Genomic DNA, 19,964 nt, shown 5'->3' on the forward strand with positions numbered 1-19,964 from the left:
GAATCCGGCCGGACCCGCTGATCGGCTGTTTTTCAGGAGGTGAGACCGGCGAGTTCGGACGGCTGCTCGGCGAGGTACTGCTCGTGGATCTCCTTCTCGCCGAAGGGCCAGGCCTTCTCCACCCGGGACCAGATCAGGAAGGCGACGACGCCGAGGGCGACCCAGCCGATGGACCATTCGATGGGGTGGAGGCCCGGGTTCGCCTTGTCCGCGTAGCCGTAGATGACCAGCCAGCCGATGCAGGCCACCACGCTGGGCAACGGGTAGAGCAGCATCCTGTACGGGCGGGCCAGGTTCGGCTGCCGCTTGCGCAGCACGGTCACGGCGGCGATCTGGGCGAGCGCCTGGATGATCACCATGACCGTGGTCAGCAGGGTGATCAGGATCGTCAGAGGCGGGTGGACGGCGGAGGCGTCGAGGTGGCGGGCGAGCAGGAAACCGGCCGCGGTGATCACACCCATCGTGACCAGGCCGCGGACCGGGAAGCCGTGCTTCAGGTGGAGCTTGGCGAAGGAGCGGAAGAAGACCTTGTCGCGGGCGGCGGTGAAGGGCACCCGGGAGCCGCCGAGCAGGCCGGTGAAGACCGAGGCGAAGGCGGTGACCAGGATCAGCACGGTGACGATGTCGGCGGCGGTCTTGCCGAACGTCTTCTCCATAACGGCCGAGGCGACCGACTGGGAGGCGACGTTCTTGGGGTCGAGCATGTCCTGCCAGTGGATGACGCCGAGCACGCCGATCTGCAGCAGCAGATAGATGCCCATGATCGCGAGGATGGACCAGATGATCGAGCGCGGCATGACCCGGCCCGGGTTCTTGATCTCGGCACCCAGGTAGGCGGAGGTGTTGTAGCCGAGGTAGTCGTAGATGCCTATCGTCAGGCCCGAGGCGAAGCCGATCCAGAACGCCCCACGGGTCAGCTGGATCGCGTGCGCGGGCCAGGTGAAGGCCAGCGACGAGTGGAAGTGCGTGAACGAGGCCAGGATCACGGCGGCGACGGACAGGATCATGACCGCCCACATCACGACGGTGACCTTGCCCACGTTCTCGACCTTGCGCCACAGGAGCACCACCATGAGGGCGACGACGGCGACGCCGACGATGTCGCCCTGGCCGGTGGTCATACCCGGCCACAGATAGCCGAGGTACTGGACCATGCCCTGGACGCCGGTCGACATGATCAGCGGGATGAAGAGCATGGCCGTCCAGACGAACAGGAACGGCATGAGCTTCCCGGACCGGTACTGGAAAGCCTCACGCAGGTAGACGTACGTGCCGCCGGCGCCAGGCAGCGAGGCGCCGAGCTCCGCCCAGACCAGACCGTCGACCAGGGCGAGGACCGCCCCGGCGACCCAGCCGATCAGGGCCTGGGGGCCGCCGAAGGCGGCGACCATGAGCGGAATCGTGACGAAGGGACCGATCCCACACATCTGACTCATGTTGATGGCAGTTGCCTGGAAAAGGCCGATACTTCTGGAAAATCCGGACGGTCTAGGGGACTCGGACATGGAGGCAACCTCTGCGGACGAGGAGGGGAGGGGCTGTAAAGTTAAATTCCTTTACTAGCTGGGTCAAGGGCCATCCCCGATCTGACAAGTTCGAGTGCCTACCTTCGTGGGCCGAAGAGTGACGGCCCGGACGACAACCGAGGATCAGGAGCCCGTGGACGAGCAACCCTGGAGCCGACAGCGCCTGCGCAGCAACAACGAGCTGTTGCTGCTCGAACACCTCCGCGGCGTCGGCGCCGCGACCCGAGCCCAACTGGCCCGCGACACCGGGCTGTCCAAGCCGACCGTGTCCAGCGCGCTGGCCTCACTGGAAAAAGGCGGGCTGGTCCGCGAGGTCGGCATGATCGTCCCCGAGCGCGGCCGCAGCGGAGTGCTCTACGAGCCCGACCCTACGGCTGGCTACGTCCTCGGCGTCGACATTGGCCGGGCCCGGCTGCGCATCGCCGTAGCCGACCTGGCCAGCGAGATCCAGGCCCGCGTCGACGTCCCCAACGAGGGAACCACCGCTGACGCCGTCGCCGACGCCGTTGCGGCGGCGGCCGAACGCGCCCTCGCGGAGGCTGGCGTCGCCAACGACCAGGTGGTGCACGCCGCCGTCGGCACGCCCGGCGTCTTCGACGCCGAGTCCGGCCGGGTCCGCTACGCCTCGAACCTGCCCGGCTGGGGCCGGGCAGGACTGGTTCAGCAACTGCGCGCGCAACTCGGCGGCCCGGATCTGTCCATACACAACGACGCCAACCTGGCCGCGCTCGGGGAGTACGCCTTCGGAACGGGCCGGGACCGCCGCCTCTTCGTCTACCTGCTGGTCGGCACCGGCCTCGGCATGGGCGTCATCGCCAACGGCGAACTCTTTACCGGCGCCAACGGCGCCGCCGGAGAGATCGGGTACCTGCCGCTCCTCCACGCCGCCCTCGGCCCGGCCGCGACCCCGCCTGTCCGGGACGCACAGGACACGCAGGCCCGGGGCGCGCTGGAGAGTGCCGTCGCCGCCGACGCGATCGTGCGCACCGCCCGCGAACTCGGCCTGCGCGACGCGCCCACCGCCAAGCACGTCTTCGACGCGGCCAGGGCGGGACGCCCGGAGGCAAGAGAGGCAGTGGCCCGCGAGGGCGAGCGGCTGGCCCTGGTGGTCGCCGCGATCTCCGCGGTGCTCGACCCGGACCTGGTCGTCCTCGGCGGCGGCGTCGGCCACAGCGCAGACCTGCTGCTCCCGCCCCTCCGCGAGGCGCTGTATCGGATGACACCACTGCACCCCGAGGTTGCCCCAAGCACGCTCGGGGACGACGCCGTCCTCTTCGGCGCCATCGCGTGCGCGGTGCGCAGCGCCCGCCCGACGGTCTTCGAACGCCACGCGACGAACGCGGACCGATGAGAGCAGCCTGCGGCTCAGATCCGGTCACCTCCACTACACAGCGGCTGCACGGCCACCCGCGCGAGCAGCGCGGATGGCCGTACAACCGGAGGGGTCAGTCGCTGAGCCGCTCGCCGGTGGAGGTCGAGAAGACGTGGGTCTCGCCGCCCCGCGGCACGACATGCAGGACGTCACCCTTGAGCGGTACGTCGCGACCGCCGACGCGCACCACGATGTCCTTCTGCTCGCCGCCGATCTCGGCGGTGCCGTAGACGTAGCCGTCGGCGCCGAGTTCCTCCACGACGTTCACGGTGACGGCCACGCCCGCGGGCTCGTCCTTGGCCAGGGAGGCCGTCTCGCCGCTGACGACGTCGAAGTGCTCGGGGCGCACGCCGACGGTGACCGTGCGGTCGCCCTTGTCGGCGGCCGTCGCGATGGCCTCGCGGTTGACCGGCACCACGCTGTTGCCGAACTTCACGCCGCCGTCAGTGATCGGCACCTCGACCAGGTTCATGGCTGGCGAGCCGATGAATCCGGCGACGAACAGGTTCGCTGGCCGGTCGTACATGTTGCGCGGCGAGTCGACCTGCTGGAGCACCCCGTCCTTGAGCACGGCCACCCGGTCGCCCATCGTCATGGCCTCGACCTGGTCGTGCGTGACGTAGACGGTGGTCGTGCCCAGCCGCCGCTGCAGCCCGGCGATCTGCGTGCGCGTCTGTACGCGCAGCTTCGCGTCGAGGTTGGACAGCGGCTCGTCCATGAGGAACACCTGCGGCTCCCGCACGATCGCCCGCCCCATCGCGACCCGCTGCCGCTGACCGCCGGAGAGCGCCTTCGGCTTGCGGCCCAGGAACTCGGTGAGGTCCAGGATCTTCGCCGCCTCCTCGACCCGGGTGCGGATCTCCGCCTTGTTCACCCCGGCGATCTTGAGTGCGAAGCCCATGTTGTCGGCGACGGTCATGTGGGGGTAGAGCGCGTAGTTCTGGAACACCATGGCGATGTCCCGGTCCTTCGGCGGCAAGTGCGTCACATCGCGGTCGCCGATGCGGATGGCGCCGTCGTTGACGTCTTCGAGCCCGGCGAGCATCCGCAGCGAGGTCGACTTTCCGCACCCGGAGGGCCCGACGAGTACGAGGAACTCGCCGTCCGCGATCTCGATTTCGAGCGAGTCGACGGCCGCCCGGTCGGAGCCCGGATAGATACGGGTCGCCTTGTCGAACGTGACAGTGGCCATGATGTGTGATCCCTTCACCGGCAGGAACGTGCCGGACGATCCGAGTAAAGGAAGCCCCTCTCCGGGGTCTGCGTGACACCCGGAAGCAAGGTCCAGTCCACCCTGGAGCGAACTTCCCCGGACGCTACCGGCCACCCGCGCCGTTGTCAGTACCCGCCTGGCAACAATTCCCGCTGGCCCTACTGCGGCCCGAGCGGGCGCCCTGCACCGGACCGGCCTTGTAAGACCCGTCGCGTGCGGCCCGTGGCCACCTGCGGGCGCACCGGCTCGATGACGCGCTGGGGCCACCGGTACTGGCCTTGATGACAGGAAGGCTGTCCGCTGGGGGGCGACGTGCGGCCCAGCGTCGTGCTACGCGGGCGTACGCAAACGGTGCTGGCCGACTCTCGGCCAGCACCGTTCAGGCAACGCATCGCGTGGAGGATCCCGCTCGCAGCTACAGCTTGACGCCCAGTCCGGTGAGTGCCCGCACTTCCATCTCCGCTTGCTTGCCGGGGTCCGCGGGCTGCTTGCTGAAAACGGTCCCAAGGTAGCCGCAGAGGAAAGAGAGCGGAATCGACACGATGCCGGGGTTGGTGAGGGGGAACCAGTGAAAGTCGACACTCTTCACGATCGACGTGGGTGTGCCCGAGATCGCCGGTGAGAAGATGATGAGGACGAGGCAGGATGCCAGACCGCCATAGATGCTCCACAGTGTCCCGGTCGTGTTGAAGCGCTTCCAGTAGAGCGTGTAGAGCATGGTCGACAAGTTGGCGGACGCGGCGAGCGCCAGGGCCAACGACACCAGAAAGGCGACGTTCTGACCGTTGGCGACGATGCCGCCGACGATGGCCAGACACCCGATGACGACCGCCGTCAGACGGGCGACCCGCACTTCTGACCGCGGATCAGCGTCGCCGTTTCGGACGACGTTGGCGTAGACGTCGTGCGCGAACGAGGCGGCGGCGGCCAGCGTCAGGCCAGCGACCACCGCGAGGATGGTCGCGAAAGCCACCGCGCAGACGATGCCCAGCAGTACCTCCCCGCCGATCTTGAAGGCGAGAAGTGGCGCTGCGGAGTTCTCCCCACCCGGGGCACGCAGAATCGTGTCCGAACCGACCAGAGCGGTGGCGCCGTAGCCGACGACCAGAATTCCCAGGTAGAAGATGACCATTGCCCACGAGCACCACACCACGGAACTACGTGCCTCCTTGGCGTTGGGCACCGTGTAGAAGCGCATGAGCACGTGCGGCAGGCTGGAGATACCGAGTACCAGAGAGAGCGCGAGCGAGACGAAGTCGAGTTCGGTTATCGCGTTCTTGCCGTACCAGGCACCTGGGTCCAGGATGCGCTCGCCGGAGGGGCTGTTCTGCGCCGCATGCTCGAGGATCTGCGAGAAGCTGAACCCGAACTTGCCGAGGAGGAACACGCCGATGAGGGTCACGCAGAGCAGCAGGAGGGTCGCTTTGACGATCTGGACCCAGGTCGTGCCCTTCATGCCGCCCACCAGGACGTAGAAGACCATGACCGCGCCAACCCCCGTGATGATGAGGGCTTGCCCGCCCTTGCTCTGCACATGGAGCAGCAGGGCGATGAGCCCGCCAGCGCCGGCCATCTGGGCGAGCATGTAGAAGAACGTGATCACCAGGGTGGCGTTGGCTGCCGCCGCCCGCACCGGGCGCTGTTTCATGCGGAAGGCCATCACGTCGCCGACGGTGAACCGTCCCGTGTTACGCAGCCTCTCGCCGATGAGCAGGAGGGCGACCAGCCAGGCGACAACCCACCCGACCGAGTAGAGAAACCCGTCGTATCCGTGGACGGCGATCGCCCCGGAGATGCCGAGGAAAGAAGCTGCGGAAAGAAAGTCACCGGATAGCGCTACACCGTTCTGTACGCCGTTGAAGGCGCTTCCAGCGGCGTAGTAGTCAGATGCTGTCGGACTGCTACTGCTGACCTTGTAGACGATGAACAGCGTGACGGCGACGAAGGCAAGAAAAATGCCGACGTTGATCGCGGGATTGCCGGTAGCACCGGCCGCGAGCTGCACTGTCATTCCTTGCCGGCTCCCGCCAGTTCCTTGATAATATCCACCTGGGGATCGAGTTTCTTATCGGCGAAGCGCCGGTACGACAACGCGATCACCAGCGTTGTCACGAATTGCAGCAGACCGAACAGGGTGCCCATGTTGATCTCGCCGGTCACTTTGTGCTTCATGAATCCGCGGTCGTAGGCCGACAGAACAGCGAAAGCCATGTACCAGCAGAAGAAGGCGAGGCTCACCGGGAAGACGAAAAGCCGCAACCGCCTACGGAGCAGAACGAACTCCGGACTCTGCTGAATTGCCGAGGGATCGGCTCGGTCAATATGTGTGGGGTGGGTGGAGTCCTCGACCAGCGACATACCAGGTTCGGTGGGCGCCCCGGTGGCGAACCGTTCGGCTGAACTCGACACGGGCGACCTCGACTTTCTCGTCATGGTCCTCTCCAAGGGTATTTCAGTAAAGGCATGGTGCGACGGCGGCCTGCGCGTCGTTCGATCAGCCTGGCGAGAGCGGGTGACGAAACCACCTGGCGGGGACGCAAGTGTAGCGATGCGTCGGATGCGGTCAACGGCTGGCTCATTCAGGGGGGTTGGCACGGCGGGAGCGGCTGAGCGAGGCCCTCGTGCTCGTCCTGACCGAGGTCTTTGCGATTTCAATGGCATTCGACGCCATAGTGGACATTTCATCTGATTGTTCTGATGCCGGGGTTCTGGTTCCGTGTACCGGACGGTGGTGGTATTCCAGGAGTGATTGCTCGGCATGTTTCATGAAGAGATCATGGAGACTTTGCAAAGAATGGCCACAGCCCGGGGGTCTCGCTGATATCGGGCGACGCGTGGGTGACGCCGGTTCCGTGGCGCACGGAAGACGGCGGCTGTTGTTACCGTTGACGGGGTTGCCCTACACTCCCCACCTCGGAGGCGCTGGACATACGTTCGCGAAAAGTCGCTGACGCGGAGTGGTTCCGGAATTGTTTCCGAGGGTGGAAAGTGGGTAACCGGTGGGTTTTCTTGAGCGCTCCCGCGTCGTCGCGGAGCCGGGATGGAATCGATGGCTGATTCCTCCGGCAGCTCTCGCGATTCACTTCTCGATCGGCCAGGCGTACGCCTGGAGTATCTTCAAGCTACCGTTGGAGAAATCTCTCCATATTTCGAGCACGGCCAGCGCCCTACCGTTCCAGATCGGCATTCTCGTGCTTGGGCTCTCCGCCGCCTTCGGCGGAACCCTGGTCGAGAAGAGGGGGCCTCGATGGGCCATGTTCGTGGCGCTCGTGACCTTCTCCTCGGGCTTCCTGGTCGCTTCACTCGGTGTGGCCACGCGTAGTTACTGGCTGGTGGTCCTCGGGTACGGAGTCATCGGTGGGATCGGGCTCGGGATCGGCTACATCTCACCGGTGTCCACTTTGATGAAGTGGTTTCCCGATCGCCCCGGTATGGCTACCGGTATCGCGATCATGGGCTTCGGCGGTGGCGCGCTGATCGCGTCCCCGTGGTCGGCGAGCATGCTCTCCGCCTTCGGTGCCGACCCGAGCGGTATCGCGACGACCTTCCTGGTGCACGGTCTGGCCTACGCCGTCTTCATGTCGCTCGGCGTGGTGCTGGTACGTGTGCCCCCGGACAGCTGGCGGCCGACCGGCTGGGAGCCGGGTGGCGACACCGGAGGGAAACTCGTCACAACCGCGAACGTATCGGCGAAGAACGCGGTGCGGACGTATCAGTTCTGGCTGCTGTGGGTCGTGTTGTGCATGAACGTCACAGCTGGGATCGGGATCCTGGAGAAGGCGTCCCCGATGATCCAGGACTTCTTCCGGGGTACCGCCAGCCCGGTGAGTGCGACCGCCGCCGCGGGATTCGTCGCGCTCCTTTCGCTGGCCAACATGACCGGCCGCTTCGTATGGTCGTCGGTGTCCGACGTGATCGGCCGAAGGAACATCTACCGTCTCTACCTGGGCGGTGGCGCTCTCCTCTACCTGGCCGTGCTGCTCAACAAGAGCGGCAGTACCGCGTTGTTCGTCGTTTCGACCATGGTGATCCTGTCGTTCTACGGCGGTGGTTTCGCCACCGTGCCCGCCTATCTGAAGGACTTGTTCGGCACCTACCAGGTCGGCGCGATCCACGGTCGGCTGCTCACCGCGTGGTCTGTCGCGGGGGTGGCCGGGCCGGAGATCGTGGACGCCCTCGCGGATTCCGGTAAGAAGGCCGGGCACACCGGTCCCGACCTTTACACGTTCTCGTTCGGCCTTATGATCGCACTGCTCGTCGTCGGCTTCATCGCAAACGAACTGGTACGGCCAGTCCATCCGAGGTTCCACGAACCCGAGTCGGCGGCTCAGATCGAAACCGAGCACACTCCGGCAGAAAAGGCAGCCAACTGATGAGTGATCAGGTCGGCGCTCCCGCAGCAGAGACCGCCAAGTCCTCTTCTGTTTTGCTGGTTGTGGTGTGGCTGTGGGTGACCGCCCCTTTCGTTTACGGCATCTACGAGCTCACTTTGACTGTCCGCAAACTGTTCTTGAAGTAGGGGAAGCCGCCTCGGCATATCGTCACGGCACAGGGTCGTCCCCGCGAGCGTCCCCGCCAGGTCGATCTGCCCGCGGCCTACCCGACCTCCTTCTCGTGGGAGGTCCAGGAGAAACGGCGTAGTGATGTATCCCCGTGGGAAAGCCGCTCCGGGATCGGAGCACACCTCATGACCGCTGCCAGGCACGCCGCTTCGCGCGCCCCCCGGTCATGGTGGTGGAAGGCTGTCGTGAAGTGGCGGAACTGGCGACTGCCGGTGAAGGTCGGTGCCGTTCTCGTGGTGCCCGCCCTGCTGGCCGTCGCATTGGGCGTCGTACAGATCCAACGCCAAGTCGAGAGTGCCAACTCCTACGCGCGCACGCAGCGATTGGTCGATCTCCGTGACGGGCTGATGCCATTGATCGGGGCTCTGCAGATGGAGCGGACCATGTCGGTCGAGCGTCTGCGTGGCGGCGCGCCCATCGATCCGGCCATGCTCCGGATGCAGGCTGATCGCGTCGACACCGCCCAGGCCGCTGTCGCGAACACCGTGCGGAGGGCCACCCTTCTCCAGGGGGCTTCGGCGAATCGCTACCAGGAGGCTCTCGGCCTCCTGGGCGGGCTGACCACCCTGCGTCAGCAGGTGGCGTCCGGTCGAATCTCGGCATGGACAGCGGTAGGCGACTACGGCGCGATCATCAAGGGGGTGTTGGACCTGGACCAAGCACTGGTCAGCCAGTTCGGCGACCCCCGGTTGTCCGGGCCCGCTACCGCCCTGTACGACCTGGAGATGGTCCAGGAGCAGATCCACCTCGAACATGCCATCGTCCTGGCCGCCCGGGGACGGAACGGTACGCCGGGAACGGCGTTGATCAGGCCGCTTCAGCAAGCCGACATCCGACTACAGGACAAGCTCGGTGACTTCAAGGCCGTGGCCACCGCGGCGGAGCGGCTCGACTACCAACGGACCGTCACCGGACCAGCCGTCAGCCAACGTGCGCGGGTGATCAACGCACTGCTCTCCCAGGAGTCGAGTGACGGGCAACGGGGCGGCATCACGCCGTCGACGATCCCGGCCGCTAGCTGGGACCAGGAGTCGGAGACCACCGGTCGGCTCGTCGGGAAGGTGGAGTTGGACCTCGCCGACCGGCTCCGTACGACGTCCGCCGCGCTTCAGGACCGGACCAGCAACTCGGCTGGCGCCGAGTCCGTGCTGCTCTTCGCCGCGCTGCTGCTCGCCGTCTCCGTCGGATTCGTCATCGGCCGGAACCTGCTGCGGTCTCTCGCCGTACTCAAGGCAAGCGCCATCGACGTTGCTGATCACCGGCTCCCAGCCGTGGTCGCCAGCATTCGCGAGGGCCGGGCGCCGACCACCGCGATCGGTGCTGTACCGGTGCACACGACGGAGGAGTTCGGCCAACTCGCCAGAGCCTTCGACGCGGTGCACGACCAAGCCGTGCGCCTGGCGGCCGAACAGGCCACGCTGCGCAGCGACTTGAGGAACACCCTGGTCAACCTCTCGCGGCGCAGCCAGAGCCTGGTGGACCGGCTCTTGCGGTTGATGGAAGAGATGGAACGGCATGAAGAGGACCCGGACCAACTCGCCAACCTGTTCAAGGTCGACCACCTGGCGACCCGGATGCGGCGCAACAACGAGAACCTGATGGTTCTGTGCGGCAGCACGCTGGTCCGCCCGTCCGACCGGTCCGTGGCGCTGAGCGATCTGCTGCGTGCCGCGGTCTCCGAGATCGAGCACTACCCGCGCGTGGTGGTGCGTCCTACGCCATCCGTCGAGATAGCCGGGTACGCGGCGGCTGACCTGGTGCGGTTGATCGCCGAACTGCTGGACAACGCCACCGAGTTCTCTCCGCCGCACGCCCGGGTGACCGTCACCAGTACCCGCGATCCCGACGGCTCCGTACGGATCGACATCCACGACCGGGGAATCGGGATGACCAAGGCGGAACTGGCCAAGGCAAACCAGCGTGTCGCGGACGCCGGTTCCGAAAGCGCCCCCGAATCACGGCAGATGGGCCTGTTCGTCGTCGGTCGTCTGGCCAATCGGCACAACATCACCGTGGAGTTGACCGAGGCGCGGGACGCCCCCGGGCTGTGGGCCGGTGTCGTTGTCCCCCTCGAACTGGTCCACGCGGCCCGGCCGGTCCACGACGGCCGCACAGACTCGCTGTCCGACTCCGGATCACGGGACGCCGCCCGGCCGGGCGGCGCGAGCTCCGCCCGCACGTTCGTGGACTTCCATGCGCCGGGGCTGGAGTCAACGCGCCGACCCACCACCGAAGCCGCGCTCGGCCATCCGTTCCCAGTCAACAACAACCCGCCGCGGAAGCAGCCGAGCGGCTCCCCAGCGAACCGGTCCGGCGAGACCACGGCGCCGGTGGACGACCGGGCCAAGAAGGTCCCGAAAGAGCCCGCGGCGGCGCAACCGCCCGAACCCGCCCAACAGGAACCGCCCCGCTCGGCCTGGTTCGCACCGGCCTCCTCCGGAACAGCACCGGCGGGTTTTCCCGCCCAGGACACCGGACGCTCACCGGCCCCGGCCGAGGGGAAGCCCGAGCGAGGCAACGCTCCCGCCGCCAAGGCGGATGACACGGCCGCCTCGGCGTTCCAGCCCCCCGACGGGCAGCGATCCCCGGCTGGTTCCCCCACCGCGCCCGCCCCTCTACCGCGCCGCCTCGACCAGAGGCGGGCGAAGCCCGCCGCCCCCGGACGCCCGGTCGGCGCCGAGCCGTCGGACGCCCGGGAGAAAGACGATCAGACGCCGGCCGGACTGCCCAGGCGGGTTCCCCGCGCGCGCCCGACCGCGGACCGGGCCGACCCGAGTGGCGCCGTGCAGAAGGGGTCCCCGAACCTGGACGCCGACCGCGCCCACACGTTCCTCAGCAGCTACCAGTCGGCCATCCGACGGGCCCGCCCCGACGAGACATAACCAGCATCGACGAATGAGCAGGAAGAGCCCATGACCTCACCCCAGGCTCGGGAGGTGAGCCAGTTCGGATGGCTGGTCACCAACTTCACCGAGCGCGTACCCAACGTCGCCCACGCCGTGGTGATCTCCGCCGATGGCTTGTTGCTCACCGCATCGGACCGGCTGCCGGATGATTGCGCCGAGCAACTCGCCACCGTCGCCGCGGGCGCCATCAGCCTCATCCAGGGCGCTTCCGACTGTCTGGACAATGGGGACGTGCTGCGTGCCGTGGTCCAGATGGAGCGCGGGAACATGCTGCTCATGTCGGTCAGGGACGGCTCGTGCCTGGTGGTGCTGGCCGCTCCGGACTGCGAGATCGGCCAGGTCGCCTACGAGATGACGGTGCTCGTCGACAAGGTCGGTGAGATGCTGACTCCCGAACTACGCGCCGAACTGCAGGATTTGAAGCCGACCGCAGTCCGCTAGCCGCTGAGGAGACCATGAGCACCGGTGGAGACCCCTCTTGGGGCACCCCAGGAAAGGACGAGGGTGGCGAGGACGACCACACTTTCGCCGATGTGCTCAACGCGTTCAGTTTCGACAACGCGCGACGCAGACGGAAGAAGTCCCGCCCCAGTGGCGCGCCGGGGGAAGCGGCTTCCCGTGAAGGAAGGGAAAGCCCACCCCCGGCCCCCACGCCCGCTTTCCCCACGGCCCCGGCCGACGACGAACAGCAGCCTGGCACTTGGCGGCACGAACCACAGCCGTCCATATGGGATTCGGGCCAGTGGGAGTCGGGCCAGGGCGAGAAACAGGAATCCGCCTCGATAGTCCGCGCCTACGCCTGGACGGGGGGCCGGACAAGGTCGCACTACGACTTCCAGATCGAAACCCTGGTGACGACCACCGAACTCGGCCACCGTTCCGCCGACGCCACGCAGGCCGACCACCAGGCGGTGATCGTGCTGTGCTCGGAGCCGAGGTCGGTCGCCGAGATCGCGGCGCTGCTCTCGGTGCCTTTGGGGGTGGCCAAGGTCATCCTCAGCGACATGGCGGAACACGGGCTGATCTCCGTCCATCAGACAGCCACCGAGAACGGCGACGTCCCGGACCGCACACTGCTGGAAAGGGTCCTGAGCGGACTTCGCCGACTCTAGGAAGGCAGCGTTCGCTGTCACGGCGCTGGGACGCGGCCGCGACTGGGGGCGGAGCTTCTCCCTGTGGTGGGGAATCGGCCACGCGACCTGCGAGTGCGGGCGCCCGGTGACGCAGCACGTCACCGGATGCCATGGTGGGCAGCCACTGAGGGGCAGACCACGCCACCGGTCTGCCCCTGCCGTCAACTACCGCTGGTGGAGGGGTGCGCGCGAGGGGCCGACGTCCTGGCCGGTTTGGACGAACTGCCACGTCACGTTGATGACACCGGCATCCGTCGACGCGAGCTGCTGGAAAGCCGGTTGGCTGAGGTCGATGTGGTTGGCGTCGCAGGACACGCACCGGTCCGTGACCGGCACGGTGATGGTGGTGCCGTTGTAGCTCACTTGCACCGAAACGCCTTGGCAGAGTGGGTCGTTGTTGGGGTTCGAGGCGGTCCACCAAGCCGAGGAGACCGCCACCAGCGGTTGTGAGGACGCGTCGATCTGCGTCCCGCACGCGCCGTACCCGGCATCGTTGTAGTAGGTTGCCGTGCCGTCGATCGGCTGGCCGAACGGAATGTCGGCCCAGGCCTGGCCGCTGCCGAGCACGGTGAAGGTCACCGCACCGAGTGCCGCGCTCAGCCATGTCCGTAAGCGCTTCGATGTGCGCATGGTTGGTCTCCTGGTCGGTTGGGAGTGCGTGCGGGGCCGCGGGTGTTCTGGTCCCGCACGCGGTGACGTTGGCGTAGTGGGTTCGCGTCCGCGGCGGTCAGGGGCCGATGTACTGCGTGCTCAGCCGGAAGTCGGCGAAGTAGGCGTTCTCGTCGTGGCCGGGGCCCCAGGTGTTGTCGCTGCCGCCGAAGAAGGTCGAGAAGAACACGCCGGTGAACGGGATCTGGTCCAGGCCGGAGATACCGGTCTGGTCGAAGACCTGCTGGCCGTCGAGCCACACGGTCACCGTCCCGGCTGTGCGGTCGACCTGCTGCTCGACGGCGTGCCACTGGCCGTCGCCTTGCCATTGCCAGTCGCCCAGGCCCAGGTCGTCGCCGTAACCGCTGCCGGTGGGCGAATAGAAGTAGATCTCGCCTGCTCCGGTGCTTGGGTGGTCGCGCCACATGTAACGGGTGGAGAAGGCGCTGCCGTCGTGGTTCCCGCCGCTCTCGGAACCGGGCGTGCCGCCGTACAGGCCCGGTAGCTTGCCGCCTCGGCCGAAGTCGAAGCCGGAGTCGAACTTCACGTAGTACCGAAGGTCGAGGCGGGGTGCGTCGGCGAGGTCGGACCGGCCCATGGAGTTGAGGTCCATGTAGAACTGGCCGCCGCCGGGGTTGGGGCAGTCTCCGCTTTGGTAGCACGAGTGGGCTCCGGAGCCCTGACCGTACGACACACGCAGCACGGTGCCTTTGGACGGATCGGGGTCCGAGACGGGCTGCATCTGGTCCCAGCCCCAGTTGTGGCCGTCGGAGGTGTCAACGCCCCAGGAACTGGCCCAAGTTGCGCCGTGAAAGCCGTCGAACGTGCCCGTCCAGTCTCCGGGGTCGCTCGGCGCCGCGTAACTGCTGGTGACTCCGGCGAGGACCAGGAGCATGCAGGCGATCACCGCGGCGGTTACGGCGACCAAGTGCCGTCGTGCGACTCGAAGCATTGTTTGCCCTTCCTGTCACGGTTGGCGCGGCTCAGTCATGAGGGTCGGTGATGGTGATGTTGAAGTCGGCGCCCAGCGTCAGTGGTGCGCTCAGGTCCCACTTGCCCTGGTCCGCCAGTTGTTGCAGCGCCTGGGACCGGTCGGTCGCGCTGGGCCAGTCGTTCTGGCGGCCGGGAGTGCACGGGTTGGTCATGTGCTGCTGGCGGATGGTGTTGAACTGGGCCAGCCACTGAGTCTCGTCGACGCCGGACGCGGGGTTGCCGCCGAGGGCGGAGTCGGTCTGCTGGGCGATCTTCACTACTCCGTCGCAGTCACTGGGACCGGGACCCATCATCAGTGCGGTGTCGAAGAGGTTCTCCAGGCCCAGGTTGGTCTTGATCCCTTCCTGCGCCGCGAGGTTCTCGGCGGGCGTCAGATAGGTGTCGTGGCCCACCTGGAGTTGCAGCTGTCGGAAGAGCGGATCCTGGGCGGCCTGTCGCCAGTCGTCGGTGAAGGAGTCGCCGAGCGCGGTGGTGTCGTCGCTTGCCGAGTCGGCCAACTGCTGCAGCGTGCTGGTGTACTTGGCGAGTGCGTTGTCGGGCTCGGCGGCGTTGTACTGCTTGACCAGGCTGAGCATGTCACCGGTCTGGGTACAGAAACCGATCCAGCCCGCGGTGTAGCCGCAGCCGTCGTTGAGGTTCTCGATGTAGCCGTACTGAGGGGTGGCGGCGCCGTTTTCGAACACGGCGGTGATGTCGTCCATCATGACGACCGTCTGCGGGTCAACTTGCGGCGCCGCTATGGAACTTGCGGTGGCGGGCCCTGACGCGGTGACCGCGAGGGTGAGCGCCGCGCCGACGGCGAGCGGCAGCAGGTGACGGGTTCTCGAACGCCTCATGGGAAGCCTCCGTTGCTCGTGGGGGATCGGTGGCTTGTGCGTGCATGGAGTGATCGTTAGGAAAGTTTCCTAATGATGCGCGGGACTGTAGGGCACCCACTTTCGCGGGGTCAACCCTGCCGCTACCGAGAACCTCATCCACTGAGGTCAGACCGGCATGGTGGTACTCGTCGAGGAGTCCGCCCAGGCACTCAAGCCTTCGTACGTCGAGATGGATCACCTGGTAAGCAGTCGCTTCGGCAGGTTGACTCGCCATTCCATCGCCCTGGCGGACGTCCGTCCGGCGGGCGCGGGTGCCGCTTCGTCGCGCAGCGCGGGCAGTTCCTGGTCGCTGAGGACGAGGGCCACGGCTTCCCGTAGGTCCAGCTTCGCACCGCTGTTGAACGCCGCCTCGAAGCGTGCGTCGCCCAGTTGCTCACGGCAACGCGCGAGCGCGGCGTGGTACGACGCCACCTGGTCGCCGAATCCGAACTCCAGCGCGCCGACCGACTCCCAGATCGGGCCGGTCGCCCCCAGCAGCCGCGCCGCATGCTCGTACTTGCCGCCAGCCGCGGCGACCCAGCCGAGGATGTCGATGCCCATGGCAAGGCCCAGCGAGTCGAGGAACGGCGCGCGTAGCCGCACACCGCGCAGGCCCAGCGACCACGCAGTCTCCAGGTCACCCCTCCGCCACGTCGTCAGGCTCAACATGTACAGCGCGTAGGACAGGCACCACTGCTCGCCGTTCTCCTCCGCAACCCGCACGCTCGCCTCACCCGTGCCAGCGCGAGAGTGCCGCGCGCGCTCATCCCCGGCGTCGACGCAGAGGCAGCCACCGTCTTCGGCCGCAACCTCGTGGGCGAACGCCTACACGCCTACCTGGCTGACGAGTCCGTCGCCCAACCCACCAGCGGTAACGAGGCGTTGAGCCCACGGGAAAGCGAAGTGGCCGGATTGGTCGCGGACGGCCTCACCCACCGTGAGATCGCCCACCGCTTGCATACCTCGGTGCGCACCGTGGACGCCCACCTCGACCGTATACGCAGTAAGCTCGACGTTCGGTCGGGTGTCCAGATCGCCACGTGGATCACTGATCGCGACGGCACACCACCGTGAGACACCGACCACAGCGACCCGGAGACGCTCTCTCCAGCAGCGGCTTCGCAGTCATCTCCACCGAAGTGGTCGTGCTGCGGGAAGTCCCGGCGGGGCGCGGCCCGTGCTACCGGGCTGAGCGCTCCAGCAGTTCGGGGTGATGGATAGCGATCACGTCGGGGAAGGCCCGGAGCATGCCGCGCATGACGTTGTTGCCGTAGCTGTCGGAGAGTGGGTTGTCGGGATCCTGCGCGATACCGTCGGCCTGCGTGACCTCGCGGGTGGGCAGCGGCAACATCGTCGCGTCGAGACGCGGGTTGTAGAAGAAGGGCGCCGAGTAGCGGCGCACTCCCGGGGGCGGGCTGACCACGCGGTGGGTGGTGGCCCGCAGGTAGCCTCGGGTCGCGACCTCCAGCAGCTCGCCCAGGTTCACCACGAACGCCCCCGGCACCGTCGGCACGTCGAGGAACTCGCCCTCGTTGACCGAAACCTGGAGGCCGCCGAGGTGGTCCTGGAGCAGCAGGGTGAGCAGGCCGTAGTCCTTGTGCGTGCCGATGCCCTGGTCGTCCTGCGGTCGGTCGTCGGGGTGGCCCGGGTAGTGCAGCAGTTTGAAGTGCACCTGGGGGTCGTCGGATACCACCGGGTCGAGAAAGTCCTCCGGCGCGTCCAGGCAGGCCAAAATCAGCCTCAGCAAGCGGTGGGACACGTCGGTGAGTTGGCTCATCCACCGGTTGATCGTCGGCTTCAGCTCCGGCATGCTCGTCGGCCACATGTTCGGACCGGCCACCCATAGGTATGCCGGATCGTTCGGGCCGGGCACCCTCGCCTCGCGCTCGGGTCCGACGTCGAACTGGCTGCGGCGGTCGGGCGCGCCCTTGGTGAGCTCCCGCCCCACCTCCGAGTAGCCGCGGAAATGCGGCGACTTGAGCATGCTCAGCTCGGCGAGCTCGCTCTCCGGCAGGTCGAAGAAGGTCCGGGCCAGGTCCAGGATCTGGTCCGCGCCCTCGACGCCGTGGCCGACGAGTTGGAAGAAGCCGATGTCGTGGACGGCCGAGCGCAGTTCGTCGAGGAGGGCGGCTCGGGCGGTCGGCCCCCGGTAGGCGTCCCTGAGATCGAGCACGGGAAAGGTGATGGCCATGAATTCCCAACTTTCAAGCTAGTTGACGTCTCGTCAGTCAGTTGCGCCGCGCAGGAACGGCACCGCGAGCGCGATTGCCGGAGCGGTGACGACCAGAAAGAACGAACTGCCGTGTCCGGCGGCCAGCGCAGCGCTCGACGAGGCGCCGACGGCGAACCCGACCTGGGTGATGCTGGTCATCCACCCGTTCGCTTCGCTGTCGTACCCGGCCGGGGTGAGCCGCCCCGCCGTGGTGAACAGCGCGGCGAAGGTGGATCCGATCGCGGCCCCGGTCAGCGGGCAGACGAGCAACACCAGCGACGGCGACGAGTGCATGGCCAGCGCCAGCAGACAGCAGCCGAGGGCGAAGGCGCCCAGCAGGACCGGGAGTTGCACTCTGCGCCGAAGCTCGGCGGAAGCCGCCCCGAGGCACAAAGCCCCCAGAATGCTGCCGACGGAGAGCCCAGCCAGGTACACGCCGCTGTAGCCGGTCGCGTGGTGCTTCTGCGCATAGATGGGGAGCACCACCTCTACGGCGGCGAGCGCGGCGCAGAACAGGACGTGGGCGGTGAAGACCTTGCGCAGCGCCACCGGGCGCAGCGGCCCCAGCCAGTCCCGCGCCCCGTCTCCGGCCCCACGGGCGGCCGGGCGGCGCAACGTGACCATCAGCAGTACGGCGACGGTCATCAGCGAGCCGCTGAGGACCAGCGGCAGCACCGGCGACAGGCCGGTGCTGAGCCAACCGGCGAGGGCCGGGCCGGTGATCAGGGTGAGGTCCATCGCCGCGGACTCCAGCGAGTACGCCGAGGCCCTGGTGCGCTCGCCGGGCACCGCACGCCAGTACGTCCGCAACATGATGGTGACCGGCGGAAAGGACGCGCCCAGGACGGCGGCGGAACCGGCGACGGCGGCGAACGGCAGCCGGGCCGAGGCGGACGCCACCAGACCGGCCAGGCCGCCCAGATAGCACACCAGGCAACCCAGCAGGACCGGCCTGACCGGGTGGCGGTCCGCGAGGCGGCCCCGCAGCGGGCTGGTCAGCGCGTTGGCGATCAGCATCGCACTGATCGTCAGCCCGGCCGCGCCGTACGAGTACCGGGGTGACACCAGCAACAGCACGCTGATCGAGAACATGTTGATCGGGAGTTTCGACACCAGGCTGGCCGCCGCCAGCCGACCGGCCCCGGGAACGCCCATGAGCTCGCGGTAGCCGCCCAGTGGACCTGACGGTCCAGCCGCCGCGGTCGCTACGGCGTCCGGGGTGCGTGTGGTGTCCGCGGTGTCCGCCGTCTCGTGCGTCATGTCAGGGCGTCTCGTTCGCACCGGCGGGGATCGCTCGCGTCTGTGCGGGGTGATCGGGAGCGATCTCCAGCGTCACGAGCGAGCGGATCAGCCCCATGGTGCGCAACACGTCCGCCTCGGTCGCTCCGGAGACGACGACGCCGAACGGGATGTCGTCCTGGTGGCGGGTGACCGGGACGTGGTCGCCGGGCCGGAAGCCGACCAGGATGTCGTCGATGCCCGGGCGACCCTCCAGGTCCTCGATGCCGTGGATCGCCACCAGTGTGCCCGGCGCCTCCTCGTTGTGGATCGCCATGGCGCCGTACCGGACCCGGAAGTCCAGCGGCTCGTCCATGATCGCTGGGCGCTCGCCCAGGTAGCAGATGATGGCGTCACGGTAGGCCCGGACCTTGCTGTGCTGCGCCCACATGCGCACGGCAGGCCCGCCCGGCAGTCGGGGGCCGATCTCCATCAGGTACACGCCGTCGGCGGTGGCCTTCACCTCGGTGTGGCTCGGGCCGTGCTCGATACCGAAGGCGTCCAGCACCTGCCGCACGTACGCTTCGACCCGCTCCCAGTCCGGGTGGCTCTCGTCGATCTGCACGTTGTCCCAGATCGGGAAGTCGTAGTCGCGGTCGTCCGGCTGGCGGTACTCCCACATGTCGATGATTCGGTGCTCGCCGTGGCTGCTGAAGAAGTTGACCGAGAACTCCCGTCCCCGGACGTACTGTTCCACCAGCCGTTCGGCGATCGGCTGCTGGTACACGTCGTGCGTCTCCAACTGCGCCAGCCTGTCCAGCGCCGCGGGGTCGGAGAGCAGGGTGACGCCCTGCGCGCCAGCCCCCATGGTGGGCTTGACGATGACCGGGAACCCGATCTCCCGACTGGCCGTCGCGCTCTCGTCGAGCGTGTGCACGAGCCGGAACCGGGGAATGGGCAGCCCTGTCTCCTGGGCCCGCGCTCGCATTGCTGCCTTGTTGCGTCGGGCGAAGGCGAGCAACGGGTCGTTGCAGGGCAGGGCGAGCAGGTGGGCGATCTCGGCGGCCCGGTGGGCGCCCGCCTCCATCGCGGGAACGACGGCCTTGATGTCGACGCCCAGTTCGGTGAGGGCCCGCACCACCTCGGCCGGGTCCGACAGGTGGAGCGAGATGTCGTCGCCTTTGTCGTGGCCCGGGGTGTCGGTGCTGAATCCCAGGGTGTAGACGGAGACGACGGCGAACCCGAGTTCGCGGGCTGCGGCCTTGTACCCGGCGCCGTTGCGCACCGGGTCCACCAGTAGGACTGCGGGCCGGTCTTGCTTCAT

General features: G+C 67.5%; 18 protein-coding genes. 7 read left to right on the forward strand and 11 right to left on the reverse strand.

Annotation, left to right across the window (positions count from 1 at the left end; genetic code table 11):
• Positions 1–32 precede the first annotated feature (32 nt).
• A complete protein-coding gene (locus tag NON19_RS00325) occupies positions 33–1,505 on the reverse strand; it encodes an APC family permease (protein WP_255924453.1) in 1,473 nt (490 codons plus the stop codon).
• Between the two features lie 154 nt (positions 1,506–1,659).
• Between NON19_RS00325 and NON19_RS00330 the strand changes: the two genes are divergently transcribed.
• Positions 1,660–2,877: an ROK family transcriptional regulator gene (locus NON19_RS00330; RefSeq protein WP_255924454.1), complete on the forward strand. Its 1,218-nt coding sequence runs from the start codon at positions 1,660–1,662 to the stop codon at positions 2,875–2,877.
• A gap of 94 nt (positions 2,878–2,971) precedes the next feature.
• Here NON19_RS00330 and NON19_RS00335 read toward each other — a convergent pair whose 3' ends face one another.
• The 3 genes from NON19_RS00335 to NON19_RS00345 form a co-directional block, all read right to left on the reverse strand.
• Positions 2,972–4,090: an ABC transporter ATP-binding protein gene (locus tag NON19_RS00335; protein WP_255924455.1), complete on the reverse strand. Its 1,119-nt coding sequence runs from the start codon at positions 4,088–4,090 to the stop codon at positions 2,972–2,974.
• A 436-nt stretch (positions 4,091–4,526) separates the two neighbouring features.
• The gene (locus NON19_RS00340; protein WP_255924456.1) at positions 4,527–6,122 is read right to left on the reverse strand and encodes a monocarboxylic acid transporter; all 1,596 of its coding nucleotides are present in this window, start codon (positions 6,120–6,122) and stop codon (positions 4,527–4,529) included.
• Positions 6,119–6,469, reverse strand: a complete 351-nt coding sequence (locus NON19_RS00345) for a DUF485 domain-containing protein (RefSeq protein ID WP_255924457.1) — start codon at positions 6,467–6,469, stop codon at positions 6,119–6,121. Before NON19_RS00345 ends, NON19_RS00340 begins: the two co-directional genes overlap by 4 nt.
• 641 nt (positions 6,470–7,110) lie before the next feature.
• On the opposite strand from NON19_RS00345, the gene NON19_RS00350 reads away from it, so the two are divergent.
• The 5 genes from NON19_RS00350 to NON19_RS00370 all read left to right on the forward strand — a co-directional run bounded on the left by NON19_RS00350 (position 7,111) and on the right by NON19_RS00370 (position 12,691).
• Entirely contained in the window at positions 7,111–8,484 is a 1,374-nt protein-coding gene (locus NON19_RS00350) for an L-lactate MFS transporter (protein WP_255924458.1), read from the forward strand.
• Positions 8,484–8,630: an MFS transporter small subunit gene (locus NON19_RS00355; protein ID WP_255924459.1), complete on the forward strand. Its 147-nt coding sequence runs from the start codon at positions 8,484–8,486 to the stop codon at positions 8,628–8,630. The genes NON19_RS00350 and NON19_RS00355 overlap by 1 nt, the downstream gene beginning before the upstream one ends.
• Positions 8,631–8,858: 228 nt before the next feature.
• On the forward strand, positions 8,859–11,555 hold the full coding sequence (locus NON19_RS00360) for a nitrate- and nitrite sensing domain-containing protein (protein WP_255924460.1): 2,697 nt from the start codon (positions 8,859–8,861) through the stop codon (positions 11,553–11,555).
• A gap of 30 nt (positions 11,556–11,585) precedes the next feature.
• Positions 11,586–12,020 (forward strand): roadblock/LC7 domain-containing protein, encoded by a 435-nt coding sequence (locus NON19_RS00365; RefSeq protein WP_255924461.1) that lies wholly within the window; start codon positions 11,586–11,588, stop codon positions 12,018–12,020.
• Between the two features lie 14 nt (positions 12,021–12,034).
• A complete protein-coding gene (locus NON19_RS00370; protein WP_255924462.1) occupies positions 12,035–12,691 on the forward strand; it encodes a DUF742 domain-containing protein in 657 nt (218 codons plus the stop codon).
• 186 nt (positions 12,692–12,877) lie between these two features.
• Here NON19_RS00370 and NON19_RS00375 read toward each other — a convergent pair whose 3' ends face one another.
• The 4 genes from NON19_RS00375 to NON19_RS00390 form a co-directional block, all read right to left on the reverse strand.
• Positions 12,878–13,342 (reverse strand): cysteine/serine endopeptidase inhibitor, encoded by a 465-nt coding sequence (locus NON19_RS00375; protein WP_303653193.1) that lies wholly within the window; start codon positions 13,340–13,342, stop codon positions 12,878–12,880.
• 97 nt (positions 13,343–13,439) lie between these two features.
• Positions 13,440–14,312 (reverse strand): polysaccharide lyase, encoded by an 873-nt coding sequence (locus NON19_RS00380; protein ID WP_255924464.1) that lies wholly within the window; start codon positions 14,310–14,312, stop codon positions 13,440–13,442.
• A 31-nt stretch (positions 14,313–14,343) separates the two neighbouring features.
• Positions 14,344–15,189, reverse strand: coding sequence for a chitosanase (locus NON19_RS00385; RefSeq protein ID WP_255924465.1), 846 nt, complete (start codon positions 15,187–15,189; stop codon positions 14,344–14,346).
• Between the two features lie 216 nt (positions 15,190–15,405).
• Entirely contained in the window at positions 15,406–15,933 is a 528-nt protein-coding gene (locus NON19_RS00390; protein WP_255924466.1) for a hypothetical protein, read from the reverse strand.
• Positions 15,934–15,960: 27 nt separating this feature from the next.
• On the opposite strand from NON19_RS00390, the gene NON19_RS33265 reads away from it, so the two are divergent.
• Positions 15,961–16,284 (forward strand): response regulator transcription factor, encoded by a 324-nt coding sequence (locus NON19_RS33265; RefSeq protein ID WP_255924467.1) that lies wholly within the window; start codon positions 15,961–15,963, stop codon positions 16,282–16,284.
• Positions 16,285–16,390: 106 nt separating this feature from the next.
• Here NON19_RS33265 and NON19_RS00400 read toward each other — a convergent pair whose 3' ends face one another.
• Genes NON19_RS00400 through NON19_RS00410 form a run of 3 tightly spaced genes read right to left on the reverse strand, consistent with a single transcriptional unit; the run spans position 16,391 to position 19,964 of the window.
• A complete protein-coding gene (locus NON19_RS00400; RefSeq protein WP_255924468.1) occupies positions 16,391–17,401 on the reverse strand; it encodes an isopenicillin N synthase family dioxygenase in 1,011 nt (336 codons plus the stop codon).
• A gap of 33 nt (positions 17,402–17,434) precedes the next feature.
• The gene (locus NON19_RS00405; protein WP_255924469.1) at positions 17,435–18,682 is read right to left on the reverse strand and encodes an MFS transporter; all 1,248 of its coding nucleotides are present in this window, start codon (positions 18,680–18,682) and stop codon (positions 17,435–17,437) included.
• A 1-nt stretch (position 18,683) separates the two neighbouring features.
• Positions 18,684–19,964 (reverse strand): ATP-grasp domain-containing protein, encoded by a 1,281-nt coding sequence (locus tag NON19_RS00410; protein ID WP_255924470.1) that lies wholly within the window; start codon positions 19,962–19,964, stop codon positions 18,684–18,686.

The sequence above is a fragment of the Streptantibioticus rubrisoli genome, assembly GCF_024436055.1.
Taxonomy (GTDB): domain Bacteria; phylum Actinomycetota; class Actinomycetes; order Streptomycetales; family Streptomycetaceae; genus Streptantibioticus_A; species Streptantibioticus_A rubrisoli.

What these genes read in the sequence shown, in the direction of transcription:
- NON19_RS00325 (WP_255924453.1), bottom strand. Translation starts at nt 1,505, where the DNA reads ATGTCCGAGTCCCCTAGACCGTCCGGATTTTCCAGAAGTATCGGCCTT.
- NON19_RS00335 (WP_255924455.1), bottom strand. Translation starts at nt 4,090, where the DNA reads ATGGCCACTGTCACGTTCGACAAGGCGACCCGTATCTATCCGGGCTCC.
- NON19_RS00340 (WP_255924456.1), bottom strand. Translation starts at nt 6,122, where the DNA reads ATGACAGTGCAGCTCGCGGCCGGTGCTACCGGCAATCCCGCGATCAAC.
- NON19_RS00345 (WP_255924457.1), bottom strand. Translation starts at nt 6,469, where the DNA reads ATGTCGCTGGTCGAGGACTCCACCCACCCCACACATATTGACCGAGCC.
- NON19_RS00355 (WP_255924459.1), top strand. Translation starts at nt 8,484, where the DNA reads ATGAGTGATCAGGTCGGCGCTCCCGCAGCAGAGACCGCCAAGTCCTCT.
- NON19_RS00365 (WP_255924461.1), top strand. Translation starts at nt 11,586, where the DNA reads ATGACCTCACCCCAGGCTCGGGAGGTGAGCCAGTTCGGATGGCTGGTC.
- NON19_RS00370 (WP_255924462.1), top strand. Translation starts at nt 12,035, where the DNA reads ATGAGCACCGGTGGAGACCCCTCTTGGGGCACCCCAGGAAAGGACGAG.
- NON19_RS00375 (WP_303653193.1), bottom strand. Translation starts at nt 13,342, where the DNA reads ATGCGCACATCGAAGCGCTTACGGACATGGCTGAGCGCGGCACTCGGT.
- NON19_RS00380 (WP_255924464.1), bottom strand. Translation starts at nt 14,312, where the DNA reads ATGCTTCGAGTCGCACGACGGCACTTGGTCGCCGTAACCGCCGCGGTG.
- NON19_RS00385 (WP_255924465.1), bottom strand. Translation starts at nt 15,189, where the DNA reads ATGAGGCGTTCGAGAACCCGTCACCTGCTGCCGCTCGCCGTCGGCGCG.
- NON19_RS00400 (WP_255924468.1), bottom strand. Translation starts at nt 17,401, where the DNA reads ATGGCCATCACCTTTCCCGTGCTCGATCTCAGGGACGCCTACCGGGGG.
- NON19_RS00405 (WP_255924469.1), bottom strand. Translation starts at nt 18,682, where the DNA reads ATGACGCACGAGACGGCGGACACCGCGGACACCACACGCACCCCGGAC.
- NON19_RS00410 (WP_255924470.1), bottom strand. Translation starts at nt 19,964, where the DNA reads ATGAAGCAAGACCGGCCCGCAGTCCTACTGGTGGACCCGGTGCGCAAC.